Consider the following 24,908-nt stretch of genomic DNA (forward strand, 5'->3'; position numbering starts at 1 on the left):
CAAGAGTTTTGCAGCATCTTTCTGTCGCCCTGACGCCAGGATAAGGAGAAAACGTCCATGTTGAATTTACAGGCAGTAAATCACTTTTACGGCAACCAGCATTCGCTGTGGAATGTCGATCTTGAACTACGCCCGGGGGAGTGCATTGGCGTACTGGGACGCGAGGGCATGGGAAAAACCACCCTGGTTAACTGCATTGCCGGGCACCTGCCGGTGGCCAGCGGCCGGATGACCTGGCATGACATTGGCGCCCCGCCGCAGGATCTCACCCCCCTGTCGGCCCAGTCGCGCAGCGCCATCGGTATCGGCTATGTGCCGCAGGATAAACGCATCTTCTCCCAGCTCAGCGTGGAAGAGAATCTACATATTGCCCTCGCGGCCGGGAAACCCGGGGCTAACGCCAGCGGCGGCGAAATCTATGAACATTTTCCCGAACTCTATGCCCTACGGCAGCGCAAAGGCGCCTCGCTGAGCGACGACGATCAGTACCAGCTGGCGCTGGCCAGGGCGCTGATTGTCCAGCCGCGGCTGCTGATCCTTGATGAACCCTCGCGCGGCAGAGGGCCGCGCTGTCTGCAAAAGCTGGCGGATCTGCTGCTGCGGTTGAATCGCGATATCGGCCTGACGGTGCTGCTCGCCGAGCAGCACCTGCCCTTTATCCGCCGGGTGGCGGATCGTTTCTGTGTTTTGCACCGGGGCCGTAACGTCGCCGAAGGCGATATTATGGCGCTGGATGAACCGCTGCTGGCGCAGTGGATGACGCCGGATCCAGCGCCCTGAGGTCCAGATACTGGCCGAGATCGTCGCGCTGCGCGATATCGGCAAGCCACGGTATTTCACCGAGGAACGGCGCGGCCAGCCGGTTTTTCAGCGTCGCCAGATACTCGGCGTGGCGCTTGCCCGGCGGCAGCACGTCATTGGCGATCCACCCCGCGAGCGGCAGCCCCGCCTGGCGTACCGCCTGGGCGGTAAGCATCGCGTGGTTGATGCAGCCGAGCTTGACGCCCACCACCAGAATCACCGGCAGCTGCTCCGCCTGCGCCCAGTCGGCGAAGGTCAGGGTTTCCGAAAGCGGCGTAAACCAGCCGCCGGCCCCTTCCACCAGCACCCAGTCGGCGAGGCGTTCTAACTCGCGCAGCCCGCTGGAGAGCCTCGCCGCGGCGATCGGCCGTCCTTCGTCGGCGCTGATGATATGCGGTGAGGTCGGCTCGGCGAAGGTATACGGGTTAACCTGCTCATAGCGCAGCGCGACCCGGCTATGACGCTGCAGCGCCAGCGCGTCTTCATTACGCAGCCCGGCGGCGGTAAGCTCGCTGCCGGAAGCCACCGGCTTATAGCCGGCGGTGTGAAAACCCAGCTGATTCGCCGCCTGCAGCAGGGCGCTGCTGGCGATGGTTTTCCCGACTTCAGTGTCGGTCCCGGTGACAAAAAAACGTTTAGTCACGCTCAATGACTCCTGTAAAAAGAGAATACGTCAGCGGGCAGACGCCCTGCCGCTGCGGCCAGGCCAGCTGTAGCTCGCGCAGTTTGCCGCGGCTAAGCGGGGCCGATGCCCGCCCCTGGTGCAAATGGGTGGCGCCGATGCCCTTCAGCGATCGCATGGCGCTCAGCGCATCGACGAACGGCAGGCTAATCTGATGCACCTCGCCGGACGCCCGCAGGCCGCTCAGCGCCTCGCGCACCGCCGCTTCGCTGAGAAAACGGTTGGCATGCGGCCGGTCGTCGATGGCCCGCCACGCCTGATTGAGCTCCGGCAGCGAGTCGGCCAGCAGCGTGCTAAACGCCACGCTGCCGCCGGGACGCACCACCCGGTACAGCTCGCCAAGGGCTGCGCGCAGATCGTCGCACCACTGCACCGCCAGATTGCTCCACGCCAGATCGAGGCAGGCGTCAGGCAGCGGCAGCGCCTCAATGTCGCCCAGCAGGTAATGCTGGGCGGCGTCGTTACGCTGCGCCTGGGCCAGCATCCCGGGGGAGAGATCCAGCGCGGTCACCACGCTGCCTGCCTCACGCCAGCGGCGGCTCATGCTGCCTGGGCCGCAGCCGGCATCCAGCACCCGGGGAAAATCGCGACGCGCCAGCTGGCGCAGCAGCAGTTCCGCGCTGCGCCGCTGCAGTTCATCATGTTGCGAATAGCCGCTGGCCGCCCGGCCAAACGCCGCGGCGACCGCCTGCTTATTCACCGTGGCCATGCAGCACCTCCAGTAAACGGTTAATGTCCTCAGCCTGATGGGCGGCGGTCAGGGTCAGGCGCAGACGAGCGCTGCCGACCGGCACCGTCGGTGGACGGATCGCCGTTGCCCAGCAGCCCGCGTCGCGCAGACGGCTGGCCAGGCTCAGCGCCCGCCCGTTATCGCCGACGATCAGCGGCTGGATCGCGCTGACGGAGTCGGTCAAACCCAGCGACGTCTCGCCCATCCCCGCGCGGAACTGACGGATACGGGCGGCCAGGGTGTCGCGGCGGCGCTGGCCTTCATCGCTGCGAATCACCCGCAGCGCGGCGCTCAGCGCCACCGCCTGGGCGGGCGGCATCGCGGTGCTGTAGATCAGATGGCGGGCAAACTGCAGCAGATAATCGGCCAGCGCGTCATCGCACAGCACCGCCGCGCCGCTGACGCCGAACGCCTTGCCGAAGGTAACCACCAGCAGCTCAGGGCGCACCGCCTGCGCGGCGCAGCTCCCGCGTCCTTTGTCGCCGACCACGCCGACGCCGTGGGCATCATCCACCAGCAATAGCGCCCCGGCGGCCTGCGCCGCGGCGTGAATGGCCGCCAGCGGCGCGCTGTCGCCGTCCATGCTGAAAATGCCTTCGGTGACCGCCAACTGTTCGCCCGCCAGCGGCTTAGCCAGCAGTTGAGCGAGCTCTTGCGGATCGTTGTGGCCGAAACGGCGTAGCTGCGCCGGACTCAGACTGGCCGCCTCCAGCAGGGAGGCGTGGCTCAGGCGGTCGGCCACAATCCGATCCTCTTTATCGGCCAGGGCGGCGATCAGCGCCTGATTGGCGGCAAAGCCGGAGATAAACAGCAATGCGCGCGGGTAGCCCAGCCAGTCGGCAAGTTCCTCTTCCAGCGCACGGTGGGCCTCGCTATAGCCGCTTACGTGTCCCGAGCCGCCGGAACCGACGCCATAACGTTCCGCCCCCTGCTGCCAGGCGGCGATAATCGCCGGATGCTGGCTCAGGCCGAGATAGTCATTGCTGGAGAAGTTAAGCCAGCGCTCCCCTTCCCGCTCCAGCCAGCGCCCGGCGCCGTGCGTCACCGGCAGGCGGCGGCGAAGGGCATCCGCCGCCCGTCGCTCGTCCAGCGCCCGATCGATTCGCTGCTGCCAGGTCATAGCGCCGCCGCGTTGTAATATTCCTCAGTGTCCGGGGTGAGTAAGGCCTGCTCCAGACGCTGCTGCTGCTCATTGTCGCCTTCCAGCACCGCCGTCTGTTGCGGGTTGATCCCCAGCTTGCGGAACAGCTGCAGATCGTTGTCCTCTTCCGGGTTCGGCGTGGTCAGCAGCTTGCAGCCGTAGAAAATGGAGTTCGCCCCGGCCATAAAGCACATCGCCTGGGTCTGCTCGTTCATCTGCTCGCGGCCGGCGGAGAGACGCACGTAAGAGGTGGGCATCATGATGCGCGCGATGGCGATAGTGCGAATAAAATCGAAAGCGTCGACGTCGTCGTTATCCGCCAGCGGCGTACCTTTGACTTTTACCAGCATGTTGATGGGCACGCTTTCCGGCGGCGTGGGCAGGTTGGCCAACTGCAGCAGCAGGCCAGCGCGGTCTTTCACGGTCTCCCCCAGCCCGACGATACCGCCGGAGCAGACTTTGATCCCGGCGTCACGCACTTTGTCCAGGGTATCCAGGCGCTCCTGGTAGGTGCGGGTGGTGATGATGTTGCCGTAAAATTCCGGCGAGGTATCAAGGTTGTGGTTGTAGTAATCGAGGCCCGCCTCGGCCAGGCGCTGCGCCTGGCTGTCGGTCAGAGTGCCGAGCGTCATGCACGACTCCAGCCCCAGAGCCTTCACCCCTTTCACCATCTGCTCCAGATAGGGCATATCGCGATCGTGGGGGTTTTTCCACGCTGCTCCCATGCAAAAACGCGTGGAGCCGGCGTTTTTTGCCTGACGGGCGGACTCCAGAACCTGCTCGACCTCCATCAGGCGCTCGGTTTCGAGACCCGTTTTATAACGCGCGCTCTGCGGACAATATTTACAATCTTCCGGACAGGCGCCGGTCTTGATCGACAGCAGGGTGCTGACCTGCACCTGGCGCGGATCAAAGTGTTGACGGTGGATTTGCTGCGCTTCGAATAGCAGGTCGATCAGCGGTTTATTAAATAATTCCGTAACTTGCGACATTGTCCAGCGGGGTTGGTGAGCCATTTTCCTCTCCAAAGGTCGTACACTTCTTATTTCACACAGCCTCTTTGTTGGCTGCACTCGCACACCCCAGTCAGATAGTGAACTATGCTGCTGGGGATGTTCTCGCTTGCCGCCTCGATGCTGCGCGAAATATTTTGTGTACGTTTCATTGTAAGTAAGTTCAGTGTAGACTTGTAAACCTAAATGTTTTCAAAATGGTTTACAAGTCGCTTATGACCCTGGACGATCTCGCCTTCGATCGGCGCCACATCTGGCACCCCTACACCTCTATGACTTCCCCCCTGCCGGTCTACCCGGTGGTTTCCGCCCACGGTTGCGAGCTGTCCCTCGCCAGCGGAGAACAGCTGATTGACGGTATGTCCTCCTGGTGGGCGGCGATCCACGGCTACAATCACCCGCGTCTTAATGCGGCGATGAAAGCGCAAATCGACCAGATGTCGCACGTGATGTTCGGCGGGATCACTCACCCCTCGGCGGTGGCGCTGTGTCGTCAGCTGGTGGCAATGACCCCGCAATCGCTGGAGTGCGTATTCCTCGCCGACTCCGGTTCGGTAGCGGTTGAAGTGGCGATGAAAATGGCCCTGCAGTACTGGCAGGCGAAAGGCCAACCGCGTCGTCGTTTCCTGACCTTCCGCAACGGCTATCACGGCGATACCTTCGGCGCGATGTCGGTCTGCGATCCGCAGAACTCGATGCACAGCCTGTGGCAGGGCTATCTACCGGATAACCTGTTCGCCCCCGCGCCGCAGAGCCGCTTTGACGGCGAGTGGGATGAAATGGATATGGTGCCCTTTGCCCGTCTGATGGCCGCGCACCGTCACGACATCGCCGCGGTGATCCTCGAACCGATCGTTCAGGGCGCGGGCGGGATGCGGATGTACCATCCGGAGTGGCTGAAGCGGGTGCGTAAAATGTGCGACCGGGAAGGAATACTGCTGATCGCCGATGAGATTGCCACCGGCTTTGGCCGCACCGGCAAGCTGTTCGCCTGCGAGCACGCCGGTATCGCCGCCGATATTCTGTGTCTGGGCAAGGCGCTGACCGGCGGCACCATGACCCTCTCCGCCGCGCTGACCACCCGCGAGGTGGCGGAAACCATCAGCAACGGTGAAGCCGGCTGCTTTATGCACGGCCCAACCTTTATGGGCAACCCGCTGGCCTGCGCGGTGGCCAGCGAAAGCCTGCGCCTGCTGGAGAGCGGTGAATGGCAGCGGCAGGTGGCGGCGATTGAAGCCCAGCTGCAGACCGAGCTGGCTCCGGCGCGGGGATCCGCCCTGGTCGCCGACGTCCGCGTGCTGGGCGCTATTGGCGTGGTTGAAACCTGTCGCCCGGTCAATATGGCTGCCCTGCAGCGCTTTTTCGTCGAGCAGGGGGTGTGGATCCGACCGTTTGGCCGCCTGATCTACCTGATGCCGCCGTATATCATCACGCCTGAACAGCTGTCCCGCCTGACCCGCGCCGTTAACCTGGCGGTGCAGGACGAAACATTTTTTAGCGAATAAATAGCGGAATTGCGTCGTGGTGCAGGCTACACTTCCTGGTTAATCAGCGCATTATCAATGAGGATGAAGCATGAAACTGATCAGTCACGATCTCCAGGACGGCGGTAAGCTGCCTAATCGTCACGTCTTCAACGGCATGGGCTACGATGGCGACAATATTTCGCCGCATCTGATGTGGGATGATGTGCCCGCAGGAACCAAAAGCTTTGTGGTGACCTGCTACGATCCGGATGCGCCGACCGGCTCCGGCTGGTGGCACTGGGTGGTGGCTAACCTGCCTGCGGATACGCGCGTCCTGCCGCAGGGGGCCGGTTCCGGCCAGGCGGAGCTGCCGGAAGAGGCCGTTCAGACCCGCACCGATTTTGGCAAGGCGGGATACGGCGGCGCGGCGCCGCCGAAGGGCGAGACCCACCGCTATATCTTTACCGTCCACGCCCTGGACGTTGAGAAAATTGAGGTGGATGCCGAGGCCAGCGGCGCAATGGTCGGCTTTAACGTCCATTTCCATTCCCTCTCCAGCGCCTCCATCACCGCCCTGTTCAGTTAATCTTCCCCCGGATAGCGGCTTGCGCCTTATCCGGGCTACCTGCTCACAGGCTCATACCTCGTAGGCCCGGTAAGCGCAGCGCCACCGGGCGATGACAGCAGGCACAGAGCCGATTTTGTGCCGGGTGGCGGCTGCGCCTTACCCGGCCTACAGGGTCCTCTCCCAGGCCAACACCTCGCAGACCCGGCAAGCACAGCACCGCCGGGGAAAGTATTGATTACCTTCCAGACAACCTTGTTGCATGGTTGTTTTGCCGGGTGGCGGCTACGCCTTACCCGGCCTGGAGTTCGTGCGACCTGTCGTTCATTTATTCACCAGCCTTGCTGAAACTGCCGGTGCTGGCGGCCTCAAAATCGCTGAGACGTTCCCGGAAGGTCGGGGCAGCCCGCATGGATGCGGGCTGAGGGCCGTGTTTTGCACGGACGCTGCCTCGGCCCGACCCGAAGCCTGAAGGGATAAGTCGAAGGTACCGCGTAGCGGCGATTTTGCTGGCCGGAGCCCGGGGGTACAGGGGGCGGCGGCGACTGGCCGCCCCCTGTGCGCTCCCTGCGCCATGATTGACATAACGCAGACGATTAGCCGGGAGCGCAATCTGCCCGGAATTAACATAGAAGTTGTAGCCCTGCCAGGCGCAGTGCGAACAAGACATTTCCGGTTGTGCCGTTATTTTGCCGGGTGGCGGCTGCGCCTTACCCGGCCTACAGTTCCCTCTCACAGGCTCATACCTCGTAGGCCCGGTAAGCGCAGCGCCACCGGGCGATGACAGCAGGCACAGAGCCGATTTTGTGCCGGGTGGCGGCTGCGCCTGACCCGGCCTACAGGGTCCTCTCCCAGGCCAACACCTCGCAGACCCGGCAAGCGCCGCGCCGCCGGGGAAAGTATTGATTACCTTCCAGACAACCCTGTTGCATGGTGATTTTGCCGGGTGGCGGCTGCGCCTGACCCGGCCTGGAGGGTCCTCTCACAGGCCAACACCTCGTCGCCCCGGCAAGCGCCGCGCCGCCGGGGAGATCTGATTTACTGCTCAGTGACAACCTGCAGCGCGGTTTTACGCACCCGCGCGTACCACACCACCGTCAGCAGCCCGAGCCAGACCAGGCCGGCGATCAGCGCCATCCGCGTCTCGGCAAACATCCCCAGCACAGCGATGACCAGCCCCATAAACAGCAGCGTTAACAGCGGCGCCACCGGCCAGAACGGAACGGGGAAGGCAATCTGGCTGCGCTCTTCGGCAGACAAACTACGGCGCATGGCGAAATGGGAGAGCAGGATCATCAGCCATACCCACACCGTGGCGAATGCCGCCAGCGAAGCAATCAGCACAAATACCTGCTCGGGGATCAGATAGTTCAGCACCACCGCCGCCAGCAGCGCGCCGCCCATGACCACCACCGTCATCCAGGGTACGCCGTTGCTGGCGATGCGCTGGAAGCTTTTCGGCGCCAGCCCCTCCTTCGACATGCCATACATCATGCGTCCGGCGCCGAAGATATCGCTGTTAATCGCCGAGATGCTGGCGCTGATCACGATGATGTTAAGGATTGTCGCCGCCGCCGGGATCCCCAGACCGTCGAAAATCAGCACAAACGGACTCCCCTGCTCGCCAAAGCTGTTCCACGGGAAAATCGCCATCAGCACCGCCAGGGTGCAGACGTAAAACAGGATAATGCGCAGCGGAATGGTATTGATGGCCTGCGGGATGACCTTCTTCGGATCCTTCGCTTCCGCGGCGGTGACGCCGATAATCTCCACCCCGCCGAAGGCGAACATCACGATGCCAAGCGAAGCGATAACGCCCTGCCAGCCGTTAGGGGCAAAGCCGCCGTGGCTCCAGAGATTTTCCAGCCCGGTGGCCGGGAAGCTATGGCCGAAGCCAAAGAAGATGATCCCCGCCCCCGCCAGCATCATGGCGATAATCGCCACCACCTTCACCAGCGACAGCCAGAACTCCATCTCGCCGAACACCCGCACGTTGCACAGGTTCATGGCGCCGATAAAGAAGATGATGCTGAGGATCCAGATCCAGCGCGGGACATCGGGATACCACAATCCCATATAGATGCCGAAGGCGGTCACGTCGGCCAGGGCGACGATTACCATTTCAAAAGTGTAGGTCCAGCCGGTAATAAACCCGGCCAGCGGGCCGAGATACTGGCGGGCATAGCTGCCGAAGGAGCCGGAAACCGGGTTGCGCACCGCCATCTCGCCCAGCGCGCGCATGACGATAAACACCGCCGCGCCGCCAATCAAATAGGCCAGCAGCACCGCCGGGCCCGCCGCCTTGATGGCGGAAGCCGAGCCATAGAACAGCCCGGTGCCGATCGCGGAGCCGAGCGCAATAAATCGAATGTGTCGGGCATTGAGCCCGCGCAGCAGATGTGGCTTGTGTTGTTGTTGCATATACAGGTGTCCTGGTTTTTTTATTTGACGACAAATATGCGATGTAGGGCGGTCGGGGGAATGATTTCCCCCGACGCGGGTACAGAGAACAACGGTGATTAGTGCAGGCCTGGCAGTACCGCAGGCAGCAGACGCGTCAGGTGACGGGCCGCCAGAAGCGCTATGGCATTATCGATATCCGGGGCGAAGTAGCGATCCTGCGTATAGTGAGGGACGCGTTCGCGCAGCAGATGGCGCGCCTCTTCCAGCAGCGGGCTGGTGGTCAGCCCTTCGCGCATATCCAGCCCCTGCGCCGCCGCCAGCCACTCGACGGCCAGTACGCCGCGGGTGTTCTCGGCCATCGCCCACAGGCGGCGACCGGCCGCCGGCGCCATCGAGACGTGGTCTTCCTGGTTGGCGGAGGTCGGCAGGCTGTCGACGCTGTGCGGGTGCGACAGCGCTTTGTTTTCACTGGCCAGCGCCGCCGCCGTGACCTGGGCAATCATAAACCCGGAGTTCACCCCGCCGTTTTTGACGAGGAACGGCGGTAGCTGCGACATATGGCTGTCCATCATCAGCGCGATGCGACGCTCGGAGAGCGAGCCGATTTCGGCAATCGCCAGCGCGATATTATCCGCCGCCATCGCCACCGGCTCGGCGTGGAAGTTACCGCCGGAGATCACGTCATTCTCGGCGGCGAAGACCAGCGGGTTATCGGACACCGCGTTGGCTTCGGCCAGCAGCACCTCAGCCGCCTGGCGGATCTGGGTCAGGCAGGCGCCCATCACCTGCGGCTGACAGCGCAGGGAGTACGGGTCCTGCACCTTGCTGCAGTTATGGTGCGACAGCGAGATCGCGCTGTCGTCGGTCAGCAGATGGCGATACAGCGCCGCCGCGTCAATCTGCCCGCGCTGGCCGCGCACTTCATGGATGCGCGCATCAAACGGACGACGGGAGCCCAGCGCCGCTTCGGTGGTTAACGCCCCGCAGACGACCGCGGAGGCGAACAAATCTTCGGCTTCGAACAGACCGCGCAGGGCAAAAGCGGTCGACGCCTGGGTGCCGTTGAGCAGCGCCAGCCCCTCTTTCGCCGCCAGGGTAATCGGCTCCAGCCCCGCCTGACGCAGCGCTTCGGTGGCCGGCAGCCAGTCGCCGCCGCGTACCCGCGCTTTACCTTCGCCAAGCAGGGTCAGCGACATATGGGCCAGCGGCGCGAGGTCGCCGGAGGCGCCGACGGAGCCTTTCGCCGGGATCCACGGCGTCACGCCGGCATTCACCAGGCCAATCAGCGCCTGGATCACGCTCAGGCGGATCCCGGAGAATCCGCGAGACAGACTGTTAATCTTCAGCACCATAATCAGGCGCGCCAGGTCATCGTCCAGCGGCTCGCCTACGCCCGCCGCATGGGACAGCACCAGCGAACGCTGCAGGTTCTCCAGATCTTCCGTCGAGATACGGGTCTGCGCCAGCAGGCCAAAACCGGTGTTGATGCCGTAGGCGGTCCGCCCTTCGGCAAGGATAGCGTTGACGCAGGCCACGCTCTCGTCAATGGCGGCAAACGCGCCGCTGTCGAGGGCAATATTCACCGGGTGGCTGTAGATGTCGCGGAGCTGCGACAGGCTGAGTTGACCCGGGATCAGAGTTAAAGATTTCATTTCGCGTTCCCCTGCGTTGCCGCCACCATCGGAAGATTCAGACCCTGTTCTGCCGCGCATTCAATGGCAATCTCGTACCCCGCGTCGGCATGACGCATCACGCCGGTGGCCGGGTCGTTGTGCAGGACGCGGGCGATACGCGCTGCCGCTTCATCGGTGCCATCGCAGACGATAACCATCCCGGAGTGTTGCGAGAAGCCCATGCCTACCCCGCCGCCGTGGTGCAGCGACACCCAGGTCGCGCCGCTGGCGGTGTTGAGCAGCGCATTCAGCAGCGGCCAGTCAGAGACCGCGTCAGAGCCGTCGCGCATCGCTTCGGTTTCGCGGTTCGGGCTGGCGACGGAGCCGGAGTCAAGATGATCGCGGCCAATCACGATCGGCGCGGAGACTTCGCCGCTGCGCACCATTTCGTTAAACGCCAGGCCCAGCTTCTGCCGCCATTCCAGACCGACCCAGCAGATACGCGCCGGCAGTCCCTGGAAGCTTATGCGCTCGCGTGCCATATCCAGCCAATGGTGCAGATGCTTATCATCCTTGATGATCTCTTTCACTTTCGCGTCAGTCTTGTAGATATCCTGCGGATCGCCGGAGAGCGCCACCCAGCGGAACGGACCGATACCGCGGCAGAACAGCGGGCGGATATAGGCCGGCACGAAGCCCGGGAAATCGAAGGCGTTGCTGACGCCCACTTCCTGAGCCATCTGGCGAATGTTGTTACCGTAGTCGAAAGTCGGCACCCCCATCTCATGGAAGGCCAGCATCGCCTGCACATGGTCGGCCATCGAGCGTTTCGCCGCCAGAATGGTGCCCTGCGGATCGGATTCAGCTTTCTGCTGATACGCTTCCCAGCTCCAGCCTTTCGGCAGATAGCCGTGCAGCGGGTCGTGGGCGCTGGTCTGGTCGGTGACCATATCCGGGCGCACGCCGCGTTTCACCAGCTCCGGCACGATCTCCGCGGCGTTGCCGCACAGCGCGATGGAGATAGCCCGGCCTTCGGCGGTGTATTTCTTGATACGCGCCAGGGCGTCATCCAGAGAAGTGGCTTGTTCGTCCACGTAGCGGGTGCGCAGACGGAAATCGATGCGGCTCTGCTGGCATTCAATATTCAGCGAGCAGGCGCCGGCCAGCGTCGCGGCCAGCGGCTGCGCGCCGCCCATGCCGCCCAGCCCGGCGGTTAGCACCCAGCGGCCTTTCAGGCTGCCCTGATAGTGCTGGCGACCGGCTTCGACGAAGGTTTCGTAAGTGCCCTGGACGATGCCCTGGCTGCCAATGTAGATCCAGCTGCCGGCGGTCATCTGGCCGTACATCGCCAGCCCTTTGGCATCCAGCTCGTTAAAGTGTTCCCAGGTCGCCCAGTGCGGAACCAGGTTGGAGTTAGCGATCAGCACGCGCGGCGAGTGTTCATGGGTTTTGAAAACGCCCACTGGCTTGCCGGACTGGACCAGCAGGGTCTCGTCGCTTTCCAGGTTCTTCAGCGCCTTCACGATAGCGTCATAGCATTCCCAGTTGCGCGCTGCGCGACCAATACCGCCATAGACCACCAGTTCGTGCGGGTTTTCGGCGACATCGGGATCGAGGTTATTCATTAACATACGCAGCGGGGCTTCGGTCAACCAGCTCTTCGCGGTCAGCGTCGTGCCTCTTGGCGCACGGACGTCCAGCTGGCGATATTTGCTTTGCGACATCGGGGTTTCTCCTGACAATGAACGTTGTTTACGTAGATACATATACTTGTCTATACAAGCATGCGCAAGCCAGGATTTAACAGAAATGATACAATTTTGTTATATTGCGTCAGCAATCACGTTTTGCTGACGCCAGCGTGGATCAGGAGCCAAAGCGGCCCTGCAGACGATAGCGGCTACCGGGGAACAGCAGGCGCGCGTGGGAGACGATGTGGGTTGTCGACCAGGTGCGGCGGCGGATCAGCAGGCAGGGATCGTGGGCGTGAATATGCAGCAGCGCGCACTCTTCCGCCGTGGCCTGCACCGCTTCAACAATATGTTCACCTTCTGTTAACGGGGCGATCAGCGACAGATAATCATGGGGCGTGGTGGCGGTATAATCCTGCTGGAGATAGTCCGGCACCACCGCGGCATTGACGCAGCGATCTTCGATTTGCACCGGCACCTCGTTTTCGTAATGCACCATCAGCGAGTGAAAGATGCGGGTGCCTTCCGCTACGCTGAGCGCCGCCGCCTGAATATGATCCGCCCGGGTCTCCTCCAGCAGCAGCACCTCGCAGCGGTGCTGATGGTGACGGGCAATAATTTCTTCGGCAATGCTGCGCACCTCAAACAGCGCCGACTGCCCTTTCGGTTCGGCGACAAAGGTCCCCACCCCTTGCAACCTGACCAGCAGGCCTTCATCCGTTAGCTCGCGCAGCGCGCGGTTGATGGTCATCCGGCTGAAGCCGAACTGGGCCACCAGCTCCGCTTCCGAAGGGATACGGTCATGCGGTCGCCAGACGCCGCTGTGAATTTTTTCACCGATAGCCTGCTTCACCTTCTCATAAAAAGGCGCGGGCGCGGAACGGGGTTGCTGTGAAAACATAGCCTGGCTTTCCTTTTGCAAAATGGGCGGCGAAACACCCAGAATATACCGGAATGGCTACTGCCACCAATGGGCGATTTGCCATGCCAGACGGGCCGCCGCGCGGGCGCCCTGACCGTCAATGTCAAACTGCGGGTTGAACTCCACCAGATCCACCGCCTGTAGCTTACCGCTGCGGCACAACGGCTCTACGATACGCAGCAGGGTCGCCAGCGGCACGCCCAGCGCCGCCGGCGCGGATACCGCCGGCATTTCGCGCGCCGGCAGCACGTCGAGATCGATAGTCAGATACAGACGGTCGAATTGCGCGATATTGCGCTCAAGCTCGGCCAGCACCCGGGTTTCGAAGGCCTGTAATACCTGTAGATCCTCCACAATAGCCACCTCGCGCCGCGCCGCTTCTTCCCAGAGCGCCTGGGTGTTGGCCGCCCGACTGACCCCAATGCAGGTATAGTGAAAACCGCGCTGCTGCGCGTCACACTCCAGCGCCAGCTGGCGGAACGGCGTCCCGGAGCTGGCGCACTCGGCAAAGCGCAGATCCAGATGCGCATCGAGGTTAATAATGCCCACTTTTTCGCCGGGGAAGGCATCCAGTATCCCGGCGCCGTGACCGAAGGCGGTCTCGTGGCCGCCGCCCAGTACCAGCGTGCGTTTGCCGGCGCGCTGGCAGGCGGTCACCGCCTCGCGCAGCGCCTGATGCGCGGCTTCCAGCTGGTCGCCTTCGACGCTAATCGTGCCAATATCCACGCAGCGGTCGTGGCCCTGATGGCTGGCCATATTGGCCAGCGCCCGGCGTAGGGTCGCCGGGCCGTCAGCCGCTCCGGTACGCCCTTTGTTGCGCCGGACGCCTTCGTCACAGGCGAAGCCGAGCAGCGCGATATCGCCGGGCATCTCCTGCGGCGCGAAGCGTTCGGCGCGGGGAATGGTCTGGAACAGACGCAGCGCATTCGGCGCTTCCGCGCTGTCGTCGCGACCTTGCCAAAGGTTAGCGGGGGTAGCTTGCCACAGCATCATTGTAGTTCTCCTCGTACCACACGCTGCCAGAGCGGACTGCGCCCCGGCTCATACACCATCTCGACCGGATGCTCGGCATCCCAGATGGCAAAGTTCGCCACAAAGCCCGCCGCCAGCTGGCCGTGGCTGTTCTGCCGCCCCAGCGCCCGCGCGGCATGGCGCGTCACGCCGGCCCACGCCTCTTCCGGCGTCAGGCCAAATTTGACGCAGGCCATGTTCATCGCCAGATGCAGGCTGGCGAAGGGGCTGGTCCCGGGGTTGAAATCCGTCGCCACCGCCATCGGCACCTGGAACTTGCGCAACAGTTCCACCGGCGGTTTGCGGGTTTCATTGAGGAAGTAGAACGCGCCGGGCAGCAGGGCCGCCACGGTGCCGCTCTCGCGCATCGCCGCCACCCCCTCTTCCGTCAGATATTCGATATGGTCGGCGGACAGTCCGTGATAACGGCTCACCAGCTGCGCGCCGCCCAGCGAGGAGAGCTGCTCAACGTGACCTTTAACCGGAATGCCTAGCGCCTGCGCCGCCTGAAACACCCGCTCGGTTTGCTGCGGGCTGAAACCGACGTTTTCGCAGAAGACGTCGACGCTTTCAAACAGCCCCTCCCGCCACAGCGTCGGCAGGATCGTCTCGCAGACCAGCGTAATATAGCCGTCGGCGTCGCCTTGATATTCCGGCGGCGTGGCGTGGGCAGAGAGCAGCGTCGCCGAAAGCTCGACGCCATTGTCGTCGGCCAGCTGGCGGGCGACCCGCAGCATTTTGCGCTCGTTTTGCAGATCGAGACCGTAGCCGGATTTGATCTCCAGAGTGGTCACCCCTTCACGCAGCAGGCGGGCCAGCCGCGGCTGGGCCAGCGCCAGCAGCTCGGCTTCGCTGCTGTCGCGGGTGGCGCGCACGGTGGCATTAATCCCCCCACCGCTGGCGCTGATGGTCTGATAGGAGACGCCGTTCAGACGCTGCTCCCACTCCTGGGCCCGGCTGCCGCCGAAGACGAGATGGGTGTGGCAGTCGATTAATCCCGGCGTGACCAGCCGGCCTTCGAGATCGATCCTGCGCCCGCTGGGGAGGTCATTTTCGGGGACGATCGCCGCAATGCGACCGTCGCGGACCAGCAGCGCGTGGCGCTCCAGCAGACCGTATGGTTGAGCGTGGTCGGGGTTCAAGGTGGCGAGACGGGCGTTTCGCCAGATAACGCGTTCGGAGGTGGCTTCAGTCATAGCGTTCAACTTGTCATGGGTTGTATAGACATTTATTTTCATAACGCCGGGAATGTCAACAAAAGCGCGACTAAATGTTATTTATTTGTGACTAGGGACCGTCCCGGAACAGCGTTCATTGCGTAAAGAAGGTAAGTTTTTCAGCCCGCATCTTCCCGTTTCGTTCAAGTTAGTATAAAACAGCAGGTTTTAAAGGACTTATACCCTGGCGTCTCAGCCGGGGTATTTCACTACGCTTAATTTTGCCCGGAGCAACATGAACACATATTCCGTTTCCCGTCTGGCGCTGGCGCTGGCCTTCGGCGTGACGCTGTCCGCCTGTAGCTCGACGCCTGCCGATCAACAGCCCTCAACGCAGACTGCACCGGGCACCACCGCGCGTCCCATTCTGAACGCCGATGAAGCGAAAAACTTTACCCCGGCGGCCTATTTCCAGTCGCTGAACCCCAATGCCGCGGCCTGGACGCCGTCCGCCATCAGCCTGCCGGCGCAACCTGACTTTATCGTCGGCCCGGCGGGAACCCAGGGCGTGACCCATACCACCGTCCAGGCAGCGGTGGATGCGGCAATTGCCCGCCACTCTAACCGTCGCCTGTTTATCGCCATCATGCCGGGCGAATACCCGGGCACCGTCTACGTTCCGGCGGCGCCGGGCGCCCTGACCCTGTATGGTACCGGCGATAAACCGATCGACGTGAAGATCAGCGAAGCCATTGATTCCGAAATGGATCGCAACACCTGGCGTCGTCTGGTCAATCCGGGTGGCAAATACATGCCGGGCAAACCAGCGTGGTATATGTTCGACAGCTGCCAGAGCAAATCCACCGCCACCGTCGGCGTGATGTGCTCCGCGGTCTTCTGGTCGCAGAATAACGGCCTGCAGCTGCAGAACCTGACCATCGCCAACAACCTGGGCGACAGCGTCGATGCCGGCACCCACCAGGCCGTTGCCCTGCGCAGCGATGGTGACCAGGTGCAGATTGATAAAGTGAACATTCTTGGCCGCCAGAACACCTTCTTCGTGACCAACAGCGGCGTGCAGAACCGTCTGCAGGACAACCGTCAGACCCGCACCCTGGTGACGAACAGCTATATTGAAGGCGACGTGGATATCGTTTCTGGCCGCGGCGCCGTGGTGTTTGATAACACCGACTTCCGCGTGGTGAACTCGCGTACTCAGAAAGAAGCCTACGTCTTCGCGCCGGCCACCCTGAAGAGCGTGACCTACGGCTTCCTGGCGACCAACAGCCGCTTCACCGCCTCCGGGGATAACGTCGCGCAGCTCGGCCGCGCGCTGGACGTTGACGGCAACAGCAACGGCCAGGTCGTGATCCGCGACAGCGCCATCAATGAAGGCTTTAACATCGCCCAGCCGTGGGCGGCGGCGGTAGGCTCCGGCCGTCCGTTCAGCGGCAACACCGGCAGCGCGGATGACAAAGGCAATCTGCAGCGCAACCTCAACGACAACGGCTTCAACCGTATGTGGGAATATAACAACCGCGGCGTGGGAAGCAGCGTGGTCGCCGAGCCGAAACAGTAACGCGCAACAAGCGTGAACCATAATAAAAGAGAGGGCGATGCCCTCTCTCAGACTGCTGACAACGTGCAATCTTCAGGAATTGCCCGGCGGCGCTGCGCTTGCGCGGGCCTACAGCTAACTGCATAACGGTTTGATATTGAAGTCTTTCGTAGGCCGGGTAAGGCGAATGCCGCCACCCGGCAGAAATGCGAGCACAATGACGAAACAGGTTTGTCGTCAGCCAGAGAGGGGGCGATGCCCCCTCTTTCCTTTTTCGTTCAACGCTTCACGCCGTCAGGCGGTTCGCCATTTGCGGGTCAGCGGTTTTTCCAGCTCCACAATCAGGAACATGGCGAAGCCGATGATAAAGGTGATCACCCAGTAGCGGAACGGCAGCCCGGTGGTGCCGAACAGCATCTGCATAAACGGCGCATAGATAATCAGCAGCTGCAGCACCAGCAGCACGCCGCTAACGATCCAGATCCCTTTGTTAGCCAGCAGACCTTTGGTCAACGAGAAACCATCCGACACGCGGCAGTTCAGCATATAGAACCACTGGGCGGTGACCAGAGTCTGCAACAGCACGGTACGGATAAACTCCGGCGAATAGCCGCGGGGCTGCAGCCAGGCTTCGAGAATAAAAGCGCTGACCGCAATCATCGACCCCACAAACGCCACGCGCCAGATGGCAAAGCCGTCCATCACGTGCAGTTTCGGGTCGCGCGGCGGCCGCCGCATAATATTTTTCTCACCGGCTTCAAACGCCAGACCAAACGACAGCGTGGCAGAGGTGGCCATGTTCATCCACAGGATCAGCACCGGCGTCAGCGGCAGTACGTTGCCCGCCAGCAGCGCGATCACGATCAGTAACCCCTGCGCAAGGTTGGTCGGCATGACAAAAAGAATGGTTTTTTTCAGGTTGTCATACACCCGGCGCCCCTCGCGGACCGCGCTGGCGATGGTGGCGAAGTTGTCATCGGTCAGCACCATATCGGCGGCTTCCTTGGTCACTTCGGTCCCCTTGATCCCCATCGCCACGCCGACGTCAGCCTGCTTCAGCGCCGGGGCATCGTTCACCCCGTCTCCGGTCATGCCGACAATCTCTTTCTTGCTCTGCAGAGCCTGCACCAGACGGAACTTATCTTCCGGGCTGGTGCGGGCGAAGATATCGTACTGCTGCGCGGCCACGCTCAGCTGCGCGTCGTCCATCACCTCCAGCTCGCGCCCGGTAATGGCGTTCCCCGCATTGCCAATCCCCAGCATTTTGCCGATGCTCATCGCCGTTTGCGGGTGGTCGCCGGTGATCATCTTCACGCGGATCCCGGCCTGCAGGCAGTCGGCAATCGCCGTGATCGCTTCCGGACGCGGCGGATCCATCATCCCGGCAACCCCTAATAAAATGACCCCCTGCTGTAGATCCTGATGGGTCAGCTCGGTCTGGCCTGCGGCAGCCGGCTTCCAGGCCGCGGCCACCATTCGCAGCCCCTCCCGGGCGTACTCTTCAATTTTGCTTTCCCAGTACGGGAGATCCAGCGGCTGCAACCCGCTGTCGCTCTGCTGATACTGGCACAGGCGGAACAGAACATCCGGCGCGCCGGTGACCAGCACCACCTCCTCTTCGCCCAGCCGGTAAAGCGTCGACATGTATTTATATTGCGAATCAAAAGGAATTTTACTGCGCAACTCGCTGGGCTGCGGCGGCAGGGTTATCTTCGCCGCCAGCACCTTCAATGCCCCCTCGGTGGGGCCGCCGGTGATTTTCCACAGCCCGCTTTCCTCTTTGATAAGCTGGCTGTCGTTACACAGATCGATGGTGCGCAGATAGCGCTCAAGAAGCGATCCTGGCGCCACCGCAACCGGCGTCGGGTCGTCGATAGCATGGATTTTACCGACCGGCTCATAGCTGTCCCCTTCCACCCGATAGACGCTGTCCGCGGTGATCACCGCCTTCACCGTCATTTCGTTCATGGTCAGGGTCCCGGTTTTATCCGAACAGATAACGGTCATCGCGCCGAGGGTTTCTACCGTCGGCAGCTTGCGGATAATCGCTTTCTGGCGGGCCATCGCCTGCACGCCGAGCGACAGAATAATCGAGATAATCGCCGGCACCCCTTCCGGGACCGAGGCCACCGCGAGGCTAATCAACGACAGCATCAGTTCGGAGACCGGCATATCACGGAACAGCAGGCTAAAGACGAACAGCGCTGCCATCATCACCAGAATCAGGATGAAGATGGCTTTGCCCAGCTTGTCCATCTGCACCAGCAGCGGCGTGCGGTGCTTCTCAATGCCCGCCATCATTTGGTTGATGTGGCCCAGCTCGGTATCGCCGCCGGTGGCCACCACGATCCCTTTCCCCGCCCCTGAGCTGACGGTGGTCCCGGAAAACAACAGGTTGCTGCGATCGCCGAGCGGTAAATCGCCGCTTAGCGGCTCGGTGGTTTTTTCCACCACCGTCGACTCGCCGGTGAGGATCGCCTCTTCCACCCGCAGGTTGTGCGCCTCAATCACCCGTAAATCGGCGGGGATACGGTCGCCGGCGCGGATCACCACGATATCGCCGGGTACCAGCGAGGTGGTGGGGATGGTTTCATGGTTGCCCTGTCGGATCACCACCGCCTCGCTGGACAGCATATTGCGGATACTCTGCAGCGATTTTTCCGCATTACTCTCCTGAATGAAGCCGATCAGCGCATTGACCACCGCCACCGCGAGGATCACTGACATGTCGATCCAGTGGCCCATTACCGCCTTCAGCAGCGCCGCCGCCAGCAGAACGTAGATCAGCACATCGTTAAAATGCACAATAAAACGCAGCCAGGCGGGTTTACCCGGCTTCTGCGGCAGGGCGTTTTCGCCATACTGCTGCAGGCGCGTGGCCGCCTCTGTTCCGCTAATCCCGTCCGGCGAACTCTGTACGCTGGCGAGCGTCTCCTCGACGGAGCGCTGATAATAGGGCGCCCCCGGTTTATCTGTATTCATACTCTCTCCCTCGATTTCTGAAGCGGAAGTCAGGACGACATCCCGCCGTCATCAGCGCACAACGAAAACCGGTACATGGGCATAGCGCACGATATTGGCCGCTTCCGAGCCCAGCAGGTGAGTCTGAATCCCCGGATTGCGCGAACCGACAATCACCACGTCCGCTTGTAGCTCATCGGCCAGAGCAATCACTTGATCGCGAACATTGCCACTGCGCACATAAAGATGGCTGGCGTCTTCCGCAAGGCCATTTTTTTTGACCAGCTCAGTCAGTTTTTCCTTAGCGGTATTAATCAAATGGTCTTCCATCTTTCGCGCATCAGAGATAAATCCGCGCGTTAACACCGGAGAGAATGCCGGAATGACATGGACAAGATGAATTTGCCCGGAAGAATGCTGGGCGAGGAATTTCGCATGAGAGAGGGCTTTGTCGGCCAGGCCTGCATCAAACACGTCAACGGGAACAACGATATTTTTATACATGAGATAATCCTTTTATTACCAATACAATGCGTAGTGATGAATAACCCCATACTTGGGGAGGAACGAAATCTCAACAACAGAAGCGGCGAGCGGAATAGATGTTATTAAACGTAGCACAGGAAAATTAACATTAGAAAATGACGGATTAATAGACTGAAAAATATTATAAAAACCATATATTCCCTGCAGATCTCCTGCGTTTTCCCCAACAGTGCCGCTGCCGCTCGCGGTATGCTCTTTTTTAACACTTCACCTTTTCTCCGACTATGCTGATTACAAGCAGGAGTGCCGCTCCGAATGTCCGGTGGTCACCGTGGGGGCCGAATTAAATGACATTCGCGGTTCGGGTGGGAGTAAAGGGAGAAAATCATGTTTGGTTATAGCCTGTTACGTCTGGGATTATTTGTCGCGCTGGCCATTGTCGCCTGCACGCTGGTGGGACTATTCACCTATCTGGTTGTCGCCGCCCTCGCCGAATAAGCGTGCGCCGCGTAATAAAAATGTAAAATAAATCCTGAATCTGAGGGGAATACTGTGAACCGTTATTTTTCTCTCATCCCGGTTGTTATTTTATTTACAACCGCTTGCGATCAGAAATCGCCGTCCGTCGAGTCCGCCCCGCGCATGGTCAAGGTGGCGCAGGTGACCGCCGTGGGCAATACCCAGCAGCGAACATTTCCGGCACGTATCGAGTCTGGCGACTCCACCGAGCTGTCGTTTAAGCGGGGGGGCCAGGTGGAATCGCTGGATATTCGCCAGGGGGCGACCATCGCCCAGGGGCAAACGCTGGCGCGCCTGAATGCCCGCGAGGCCCAACAGCGGGTCAATGAACGACAAACGGCGGCTACGCTCGCCCAGCGTCAGTTTGATCGCTTCCAGACCCTGGCGGGACGTCAGGCGATTTCCCAGGCGGAGATGGACGTGCAGCGCGCCAATCGCGATGCCGCCAACGCGGCCTTAAAAATCGCCCGTGAAGAGCTGGCGCAAATGAGCCTCACCGCGCCCTTCGGCGGGATTGCCGCCGGCGTGCATATCCGCAACCATCAGGTGGTCGCCGCCGGCCAGCCGGTGATCACCCTGACGCGTACCGACCTGCTGGATGTGGTCTTCAGCATTCCCGAAAATCTGTTCACCTCCCTGGATATCCGCAATACCGCCTACCGCCCCGTCGTCAGGATCAATACCCTGCCGGGCCGCGAATTTACGGCGGAATACAAAGAGCATACCGGCAGCAGCGACAACAGCACCCTTACCTGGCAGATCATTTTAACCATGCCGCGGCCGGATGATTTTCCCACCGTCGGCGGGGTCAGCGGCACCGTGACGGTCAATCTCGGCAATTTACCGGCCAGCGCCGGAAGGGAAACGCTTATGGTGCCGGTAGAGGCGGTGTTTAACCCGGATAACCGGCCGAAGAATGAACCGGTCGTCTGGGTGGTAAAAGGCGACAACGCGCATCGGTTTCTTGAGGAGCGCAAGGTCACGGTCGGCGAGGTGACCTCGCAGGGAGTGGCCATCACCGACGGTCTCCGCGCGGGTGAAGAGGTGGTCGCGGCGGGCGTGAGCGAGCTGCATGCCGGGCAGCCGGTGCGGATCTGGACGCGTGAACGAGGATTATAAATGGACATTTCCCGTCAGTTTATTAATAACCCGACCCGCGTCTGGTTAGCCATTCTGCTGCTGGGGGTGGGTGGTCTGTTCGCCCTGCTCAATATCGGCCGTCTGGAAGATCCTGCCTTCACCATTAAAACGGCGGTGATCGTGACCCACTACCCGGGCGCGTCCGCTCAACAGGTGGAGGAGGAGGTGACCCTGCCGCTGGAAAACGCGATTCAGCAGCTTCCCTCACTGGATAACGTCAGCTCCATCTCCTCAAATGGCTTATCGCAAATTACGGTGAATATCGCTTCGCAGTACCATTCCAGCGAGCTGCCGCAAATCTGGGATGAGCTACGTCGCCGCGTCGGTGACGCCAGCCGACTTTTCCCCCCTGGCGTAGTGACCCCCTTCGTCAACGATGACTTTGGCGATGTGTTTGGCTTTTTCTTCGCTATCTCGGGCGACAGTTTTACCAACCCCGAGCTGGTGCGCTATGCCGAACAGCTGCGTCGGGAGCTGGTGCTGGTTCCTGGCGTCGGTAAAGTCGCTATCGGCGGCGTCATTCCGCAACAGATCAATGTTGATATCTCGCTGGCGAAAATGGCGGCGCGCGGGATCACGCTCAACCAGCTCGCCGCTATCCTGACCCGGCTCAACGTGGTGTCCAGCGCCGGAGAGATCCGCGTTGGCAGCGAATCGATCCGCCTACACCCCACCGGGGAGTTTCAGAGCATCGATGAACTGGGGGATCTGCTGGTCAGTCCTCATGGCGCCAGCGCCACCACCCGACTGCGGGATATTGCCACGCTGTCGCGCGGGCTGACTGACTCGCCGTCCAGTATTTATCATGCCAACGGCCGCCAGGCGGTGACCATGGGGGTCTCTTTTATTCCTGGCGTCAACGTCATTGACGTCGGGCACGCCCTTGAAGCCCGCCTCCAGCAGATGGCCGCCGACAAACCGGCGGGTATCGACATCGCCATTTTTTACGATCAGGCGGCTGAGGTCGCCCACTCGGTCAATGGCTTTATTACCAACTTCCTGATGGCCCTGGCGATCGTGGTCGGCGTGCTGCTGGTGTTCATGGGAGTACGCAGCGGGATCATTATCGCCCTGTCGCTGGCGCTCAACGTCCTCGGCACCCTGCTTATCATGTTTGTCTGGGGGATCGAGTTACAGCGGATCTCCCTCGGGGCGCTGATCATCGCCCTGAGTATGCTGGTGGATAATGCCATTGTCATTGTCGAAGGGGTGCTGATCGCCCGCCAGCAAGGATCGCCGCTGCTGGGCGCCATTAACTATGTGATCCGCCGCTCCGCCCTGCCGCTGCTCGGCGCCACGGTCATCGCCATCCTCGCCTTCGCGCCGATTGGCCTCTCGCAGGACTCCACCGGAGAGTATTGCAAATCCCTGTTCCAGGTGCTGCTGATCTCCCTGATGCTCAGCTGGTTCTCCGCCCTGACCATCACTCCGGTGCTCATTAAGTGGTGGTTGTTTAAACACGCCCCGCCGGCCGCCGCGCCGGCGGAGAAAGCCGATCCCTACCGCGGCCGCTTTTACCGTGGCTATCAGCAGACGCTGAGAATACTGCTGCAGCAAAAGACCCTGACCCTGGTGCTGATGGGCGCCCTGCTGGCCGCGGCGATCTGGGGCTTCACCTTCGTGCGGCAGAATTTCTTTCCGTCATCGAATACGCCCATTTTCTTTGTCGACCTGTGGCTGCCCTACGGTACCGATATTAACGCCACCGAGCAGATGACCCGCGATATTGAGCGGTCGATCGCCGGCCAGCCGGGGGTGGTCACCACCGTCGCCACCATTGGCCAGGGCAGTATGCGTTTTATTCTTACCTACAGCGGTCAGCGGCAGTACAGCAACTACGCGCAGATTATGGTGCGGATGGACGACCAGCGCGGCATCGCCCCCGTCACCCGCCACGTCGAAACCTGGATCGCCAGAAACTACCCGCAGGTGAACGCCAGCACCAAACGCATTATGTTCGGCCCCTCCGGGGATAGCGCGATTGAAGTGCGCATTAAGGGCCCTGACCCGGATACGCTGCGCGCGCTGGCCAGTCAGGTGAGCGATATTCTCGCTGAGGATCCGGCGACCGACAGCGTGCGTAACGACTGGCAGAACCGCAGCAAGGTGATCCGCCCGCAGTACTCCCTAGCGCTGGGGCGCGAGCTGGGGGTGGATAAACAGGACATTGATAACGCGCTGGAGATGAATTTCTCCGGCAGTCGCGCCGGGTTATATCGCGAGGGCGCCGATCTGCTGCCGGTGATCGTCCGGCCGCCGGCAGCGGAGCGACAGGATGCCAACCATCTGCATAACGTGCTGGTCTGGAGCCAGAGCCGCCAGCAGTATATCCCGTTGAGTAACGTCATCCATGGCTTCTCCCTGGAGTGGGAAGATCCCTTGATTCTCCGCCGGGATCGCACCCGGGTGCTGACGGTCCAGACCGATCCCAGCCCGCAAAGCGGCCAAACCTCGGGTGATATTCTCGCCCGGGTGAAACCGCGCATTGACGCATTGACGCTGCCGCATGGCTATCGCATCGAATGGGGCGGCGATGCCGAGAACTCCAGTGAAGCACAGCAAGGGCTGTTCACGACCCTGCCGCTTGGCTATCTGGTGATGTTTATCATTACGGTGCTGATGTTCAGTTCGCTGAAAAACGCTGTCGCCATCTGGCTGACCGTCCCGCTGGCGCTGATCGGCGTCACGCCCGGCTTTTTGCTGACCGGCATCCCCTTCGGCTTTATGGCCTTAATCGGCCTTCTCAGCCTCAGCGGCATGCTGATCCGCAACGGCATTGTGCTGGTGGAAGAGATAGAGCAACAAAAACAGGAGAAAGATCAACGACAAGCGATCATTGATGCGGCAACATCTCGTCTGCGGCCGATCCTGCTGACCGCCTTCACCACCGTGCTTGGCCTTGCCCCGCTGCTGCGCGATGTTTTTTTCCAGAGTATGGCAGTGGTGATTATGTTCGGTCTGGCCTTCGCCACCGTGCTAACGTTGCTGGTTCTGCCGGTGATTTACGCCTGCTTTCACCATAAGGATATGACGCCTCAACGATGAACAG

At 61.5% G+C, this 24,908-nt stretch carries 18 protein-coding genes; 6 read left to right on the plus strand and 12 right to left on the minus strand.

Translation table 11 applies throughout. From position 1 onward, the window contains the following. Positions 1-57: 57 nt before the first annotated feature. Entirely contained in the window at positions 58-780 is a 723-nt protein-coding gene (locus tag LGM20_RS17535) for an ABC transporter ATP-binding protein (protein WP_017900923.1), read from the plus strand. Here LGM20_RS17535 and bioD read toward each other — a convergent pair. From bioD to bioB, 4 genes are read right to left on the minus strand one after another with little or no spacing between them, the layout of a single operon-like run. Continuing rightward, a complete protein-coding gene (bioD, locus tag LGM20_RS17540) occupies positions 722-1,444 on the minus strand; it encodes a dethiobiotin synthase (protein WP_023288916.1) in 723 nt (240 codons plus the stop codon). The two genes, LGM20_RS17535 and bioD, sit on opposite strands and share 59 nt — an antisense overlap. After that, complete coding sequence (gene bioC, locus LGM20_RS17545) at positions 1,437-2,192, minus strand: malonyl-ACP O-methyltransferase BioC (protein ID WP_044521785.1); 756 nt, start codon at positions 2,190-2,192, stop codon at positions 1,437-1,439. The genes bioD and bioC overlap by 8 nt, the downstream gene beginning before the upstream one ends. Then, positions 2,176-3,333 (minus strand): 8-amino-7-oxononanoate synthase, encoded by a 1,158-nt coding sequence (bioF, locus tag LGM20_RS17550; protein ID WP_044521783.1) that lies wholly within the window; start codon positions 3,331-3,333, stop codon positions 2,176-2,178. Before bioF ends, bioC begins: the two co-directional genes overlap by 17 nt. After that, on the minus strand, positions 3,330-4,370 hold the full coding sequence (gene bioB, locus LGM20_RS17555) for a biotin synthase BioB (protein ID WP_032455193.1): 1,041 nt from the start codon (positions 4,368-4,370) through the stop codon (positions 3,330-3,332). The genes bioF and bioB overlap by 4 nt, the downstream gene beginning before the upstream one ends. A 212-nt stretch (positions 4,371-4,582) precedes the next feature. On the opposite strand from bioB, the gene bioA reads away from it, so the two are divergent. Together bioA and LGM20_RS17565 are read left to right on the plus strand one after the other, a co-directional pair. After that, positions 4,583-5,872 carry an adenosylmethionine--8-amino-7-oxononanoate transaminase gene (bioA, locus tag LGM20_RS17560; RefSeq protein WP_044521799.1) on the plus strand — a complete coding sequence of 430 codons (1,290 nt, stop codon included), beginning with the start codon at positions 4,583-4,585 and terminating at the stop codon, positions 5,870-5,872. Positions 5,873-5,942: 70 nt separating this feature from the next. Then, the gene (locus LGM20_RS17565) at positions 5,943-6,419 is read left to right on the plus strand and encodes a kinase inhibitor (RefSeq protein ID WP_023288911.1); all 477 of its coding nucleotides are present in this window, start codon (positions 5,943-5,945) and stop codon (positions 6,417-6,419) included. A 1,017-nt stretch (positions 6,420-7,436) separates the two neighbouring features. On the opposite strand, the gene LGM20_RS17570 is transcribed toward LGM20_RS17565, so the two are convergent. The 6 genes from LGM20_RS17570 to hutI all read right to left on the minus strand — a co-directional run bounded on the left by LGM20_RS17570 (position 7,437) and on the right by hutI (position 15,276). Continuing rightward, complete coding sequence (locus LGM20_RS17570) at positions 7,437-8,819, minus strand: amino acid permease (protein WP_023288910.1); 1,383 nt, start codon at positions 8,817-8,819, stop codon at positions 7,437-7,439. A gap of 98 nt (positions 8,820-8,917) precedes the next feature. Continuing rightward, complete coding sequence (gene hutH / locus LGM20_RS17575) at positions 8,918-10,453, minus strand: histidine ammonia-lyase (RefSeq protein ID WP_032455192.1); 1,536 nt, start codon at positions 10,451-10,453, stop codon at positions 8,918-8,920. Then, on the minus strand, positions 10,450-12,138 hold the full coding sequence (gene hutU / locus LGM20_RS17580; protein ID WP_023288908.1) for a urocanate hydratase: 1,689 nt from the start codon (positions 12,136-12,138) through the stop codon (positions 10,450-10,452). The genes hutH and hutU overlap by 4 nt, the downstream gene beginning before the upstream one ends. 142 nt (positions 12,139-12,280) lie before the next feature. Then, positions 12,281-13,006 (minus strand): histidine utilization repressor, encoded by a 726-nt coding sequence (locus LGM20_RS17585; protein ID WP_023288907.1) that lies wholly within the window; start codon positions 13,004-13,006, stop codon positions 12,281-12,283. Positions 13,007-13,063: 57 nt separating this feature from the next. Continuing rightward, on the minus strand, positions 13,064-14,020 hold the full coding sequence (gene hutG, locus LGM20_RS17590) for a formimidoylglutamase (RefSeq protein ID WP_044521706.1): 957 nt from the start codon (positions 14,018-14,020) through the stop codon (positions 13,064-13,066). Continuing rightward, complete coding sequence (hutI, locus tag LGM20_RS17595; RefSeq protein WP_162823546.1) at positions 14,017-15,276, minus strand: imidazolonepropionase; 1,260 nt, start codon at positions 15,274-15,276, stop codon at positions 14,017-14,019. Before hutI ends, hutG begins: the two co-directional genes overlap by 4 nt. A 214-nt stretch (positions 15,277-15,490) precedes the next feature. On the opposite strand from hutI, the gene LGM20_RS17600 reads away from it, so the two are divergent. Continuing rightward, positions 15,491-16,774 (plus strand): putative acyl-CoA thioester hydrolase, encoded by a 1,284-nt coding sequence (locus tag LGM20_RS17600; protein ID WP_044521701.1) that lies wholly within the window; start codon positions 15,491-15,493, stop codon positions 16,772-16,774. A gap of 273 nt (positions 16,775-17,047) precedes the next feature. On the opposite strand, the gene LGM20_RS17605 is transcribed toward LGM20_RS17600, so the two are convergent. Together LGM20_RS17605 and LGM20_RS17610 are read right to left on the minus strand one after the other, a co-directional pair. Next, positions 17,048-19,735, minus strand: coding sequence for a cation-transporting P-type ATPase (locus tag LGM20_RS17605; protein ID WP_044521699.1), 2,688 nt, complete (start codon positions 19,733-19,735; stop codon positions 17,048-17,050). A gap of 51 nt (positions 19,736-19,786) precedes the next feature. Further along, the gene (locus LGM20_RS17610; RefSeq protein WP_023288902.1) at positions 19,787-20,218 is read right to left on the minus strand and encodes a universal stress protein; all 432 of its coding nucleotides are present in this window, start codon (positions 20,216-20,218) and stop codon (positions 19,787-19,789) included. A 534-nt stretch (positions 20,219-20,752) separates the two neighbouring features. On the opposite strand from LGM20_RS17610, the gene LGM20_RS17615 reads away from it, so the two are divergent. Beyond that, positions 20,753-21,838: an efflux RND transporter periplasmic adaptor subunit gene (locus LGM20_RS17615; RefSeq protein WP_023288901.1), complete on the plus strand. Its 1,086-nt coding sequence runs from the start codon at positions 20,753-20,755 to the stop codon at positions 21,836-21,838. After that, positions 21,839-24,904, plus strand: coding sequence for an efflux RND transporter permease subunit (locus LGM20_RS17620; protein ID WP_023288900.1), 3,066 nt, complete (start codon positions 21,839-21,841; stop codon positions 24,902-24,904). It begins immediately after the preceding gene. Positions 24,905-24,908 lie beyond the last annotated feature (4 nt).

It is taken from the genome of Klebsiella quasipneumoniae subsp. quasipneumoniae (genome assembly GCF_020525925.1).
Classification (GTDB): domain Bacteria; phylum Pseudomonadota; class Gammaproteobacteria; order Enterobacterales; family Enterobacteriaceae; genus Klebsiella; species Klebsiella quasipneumoniae.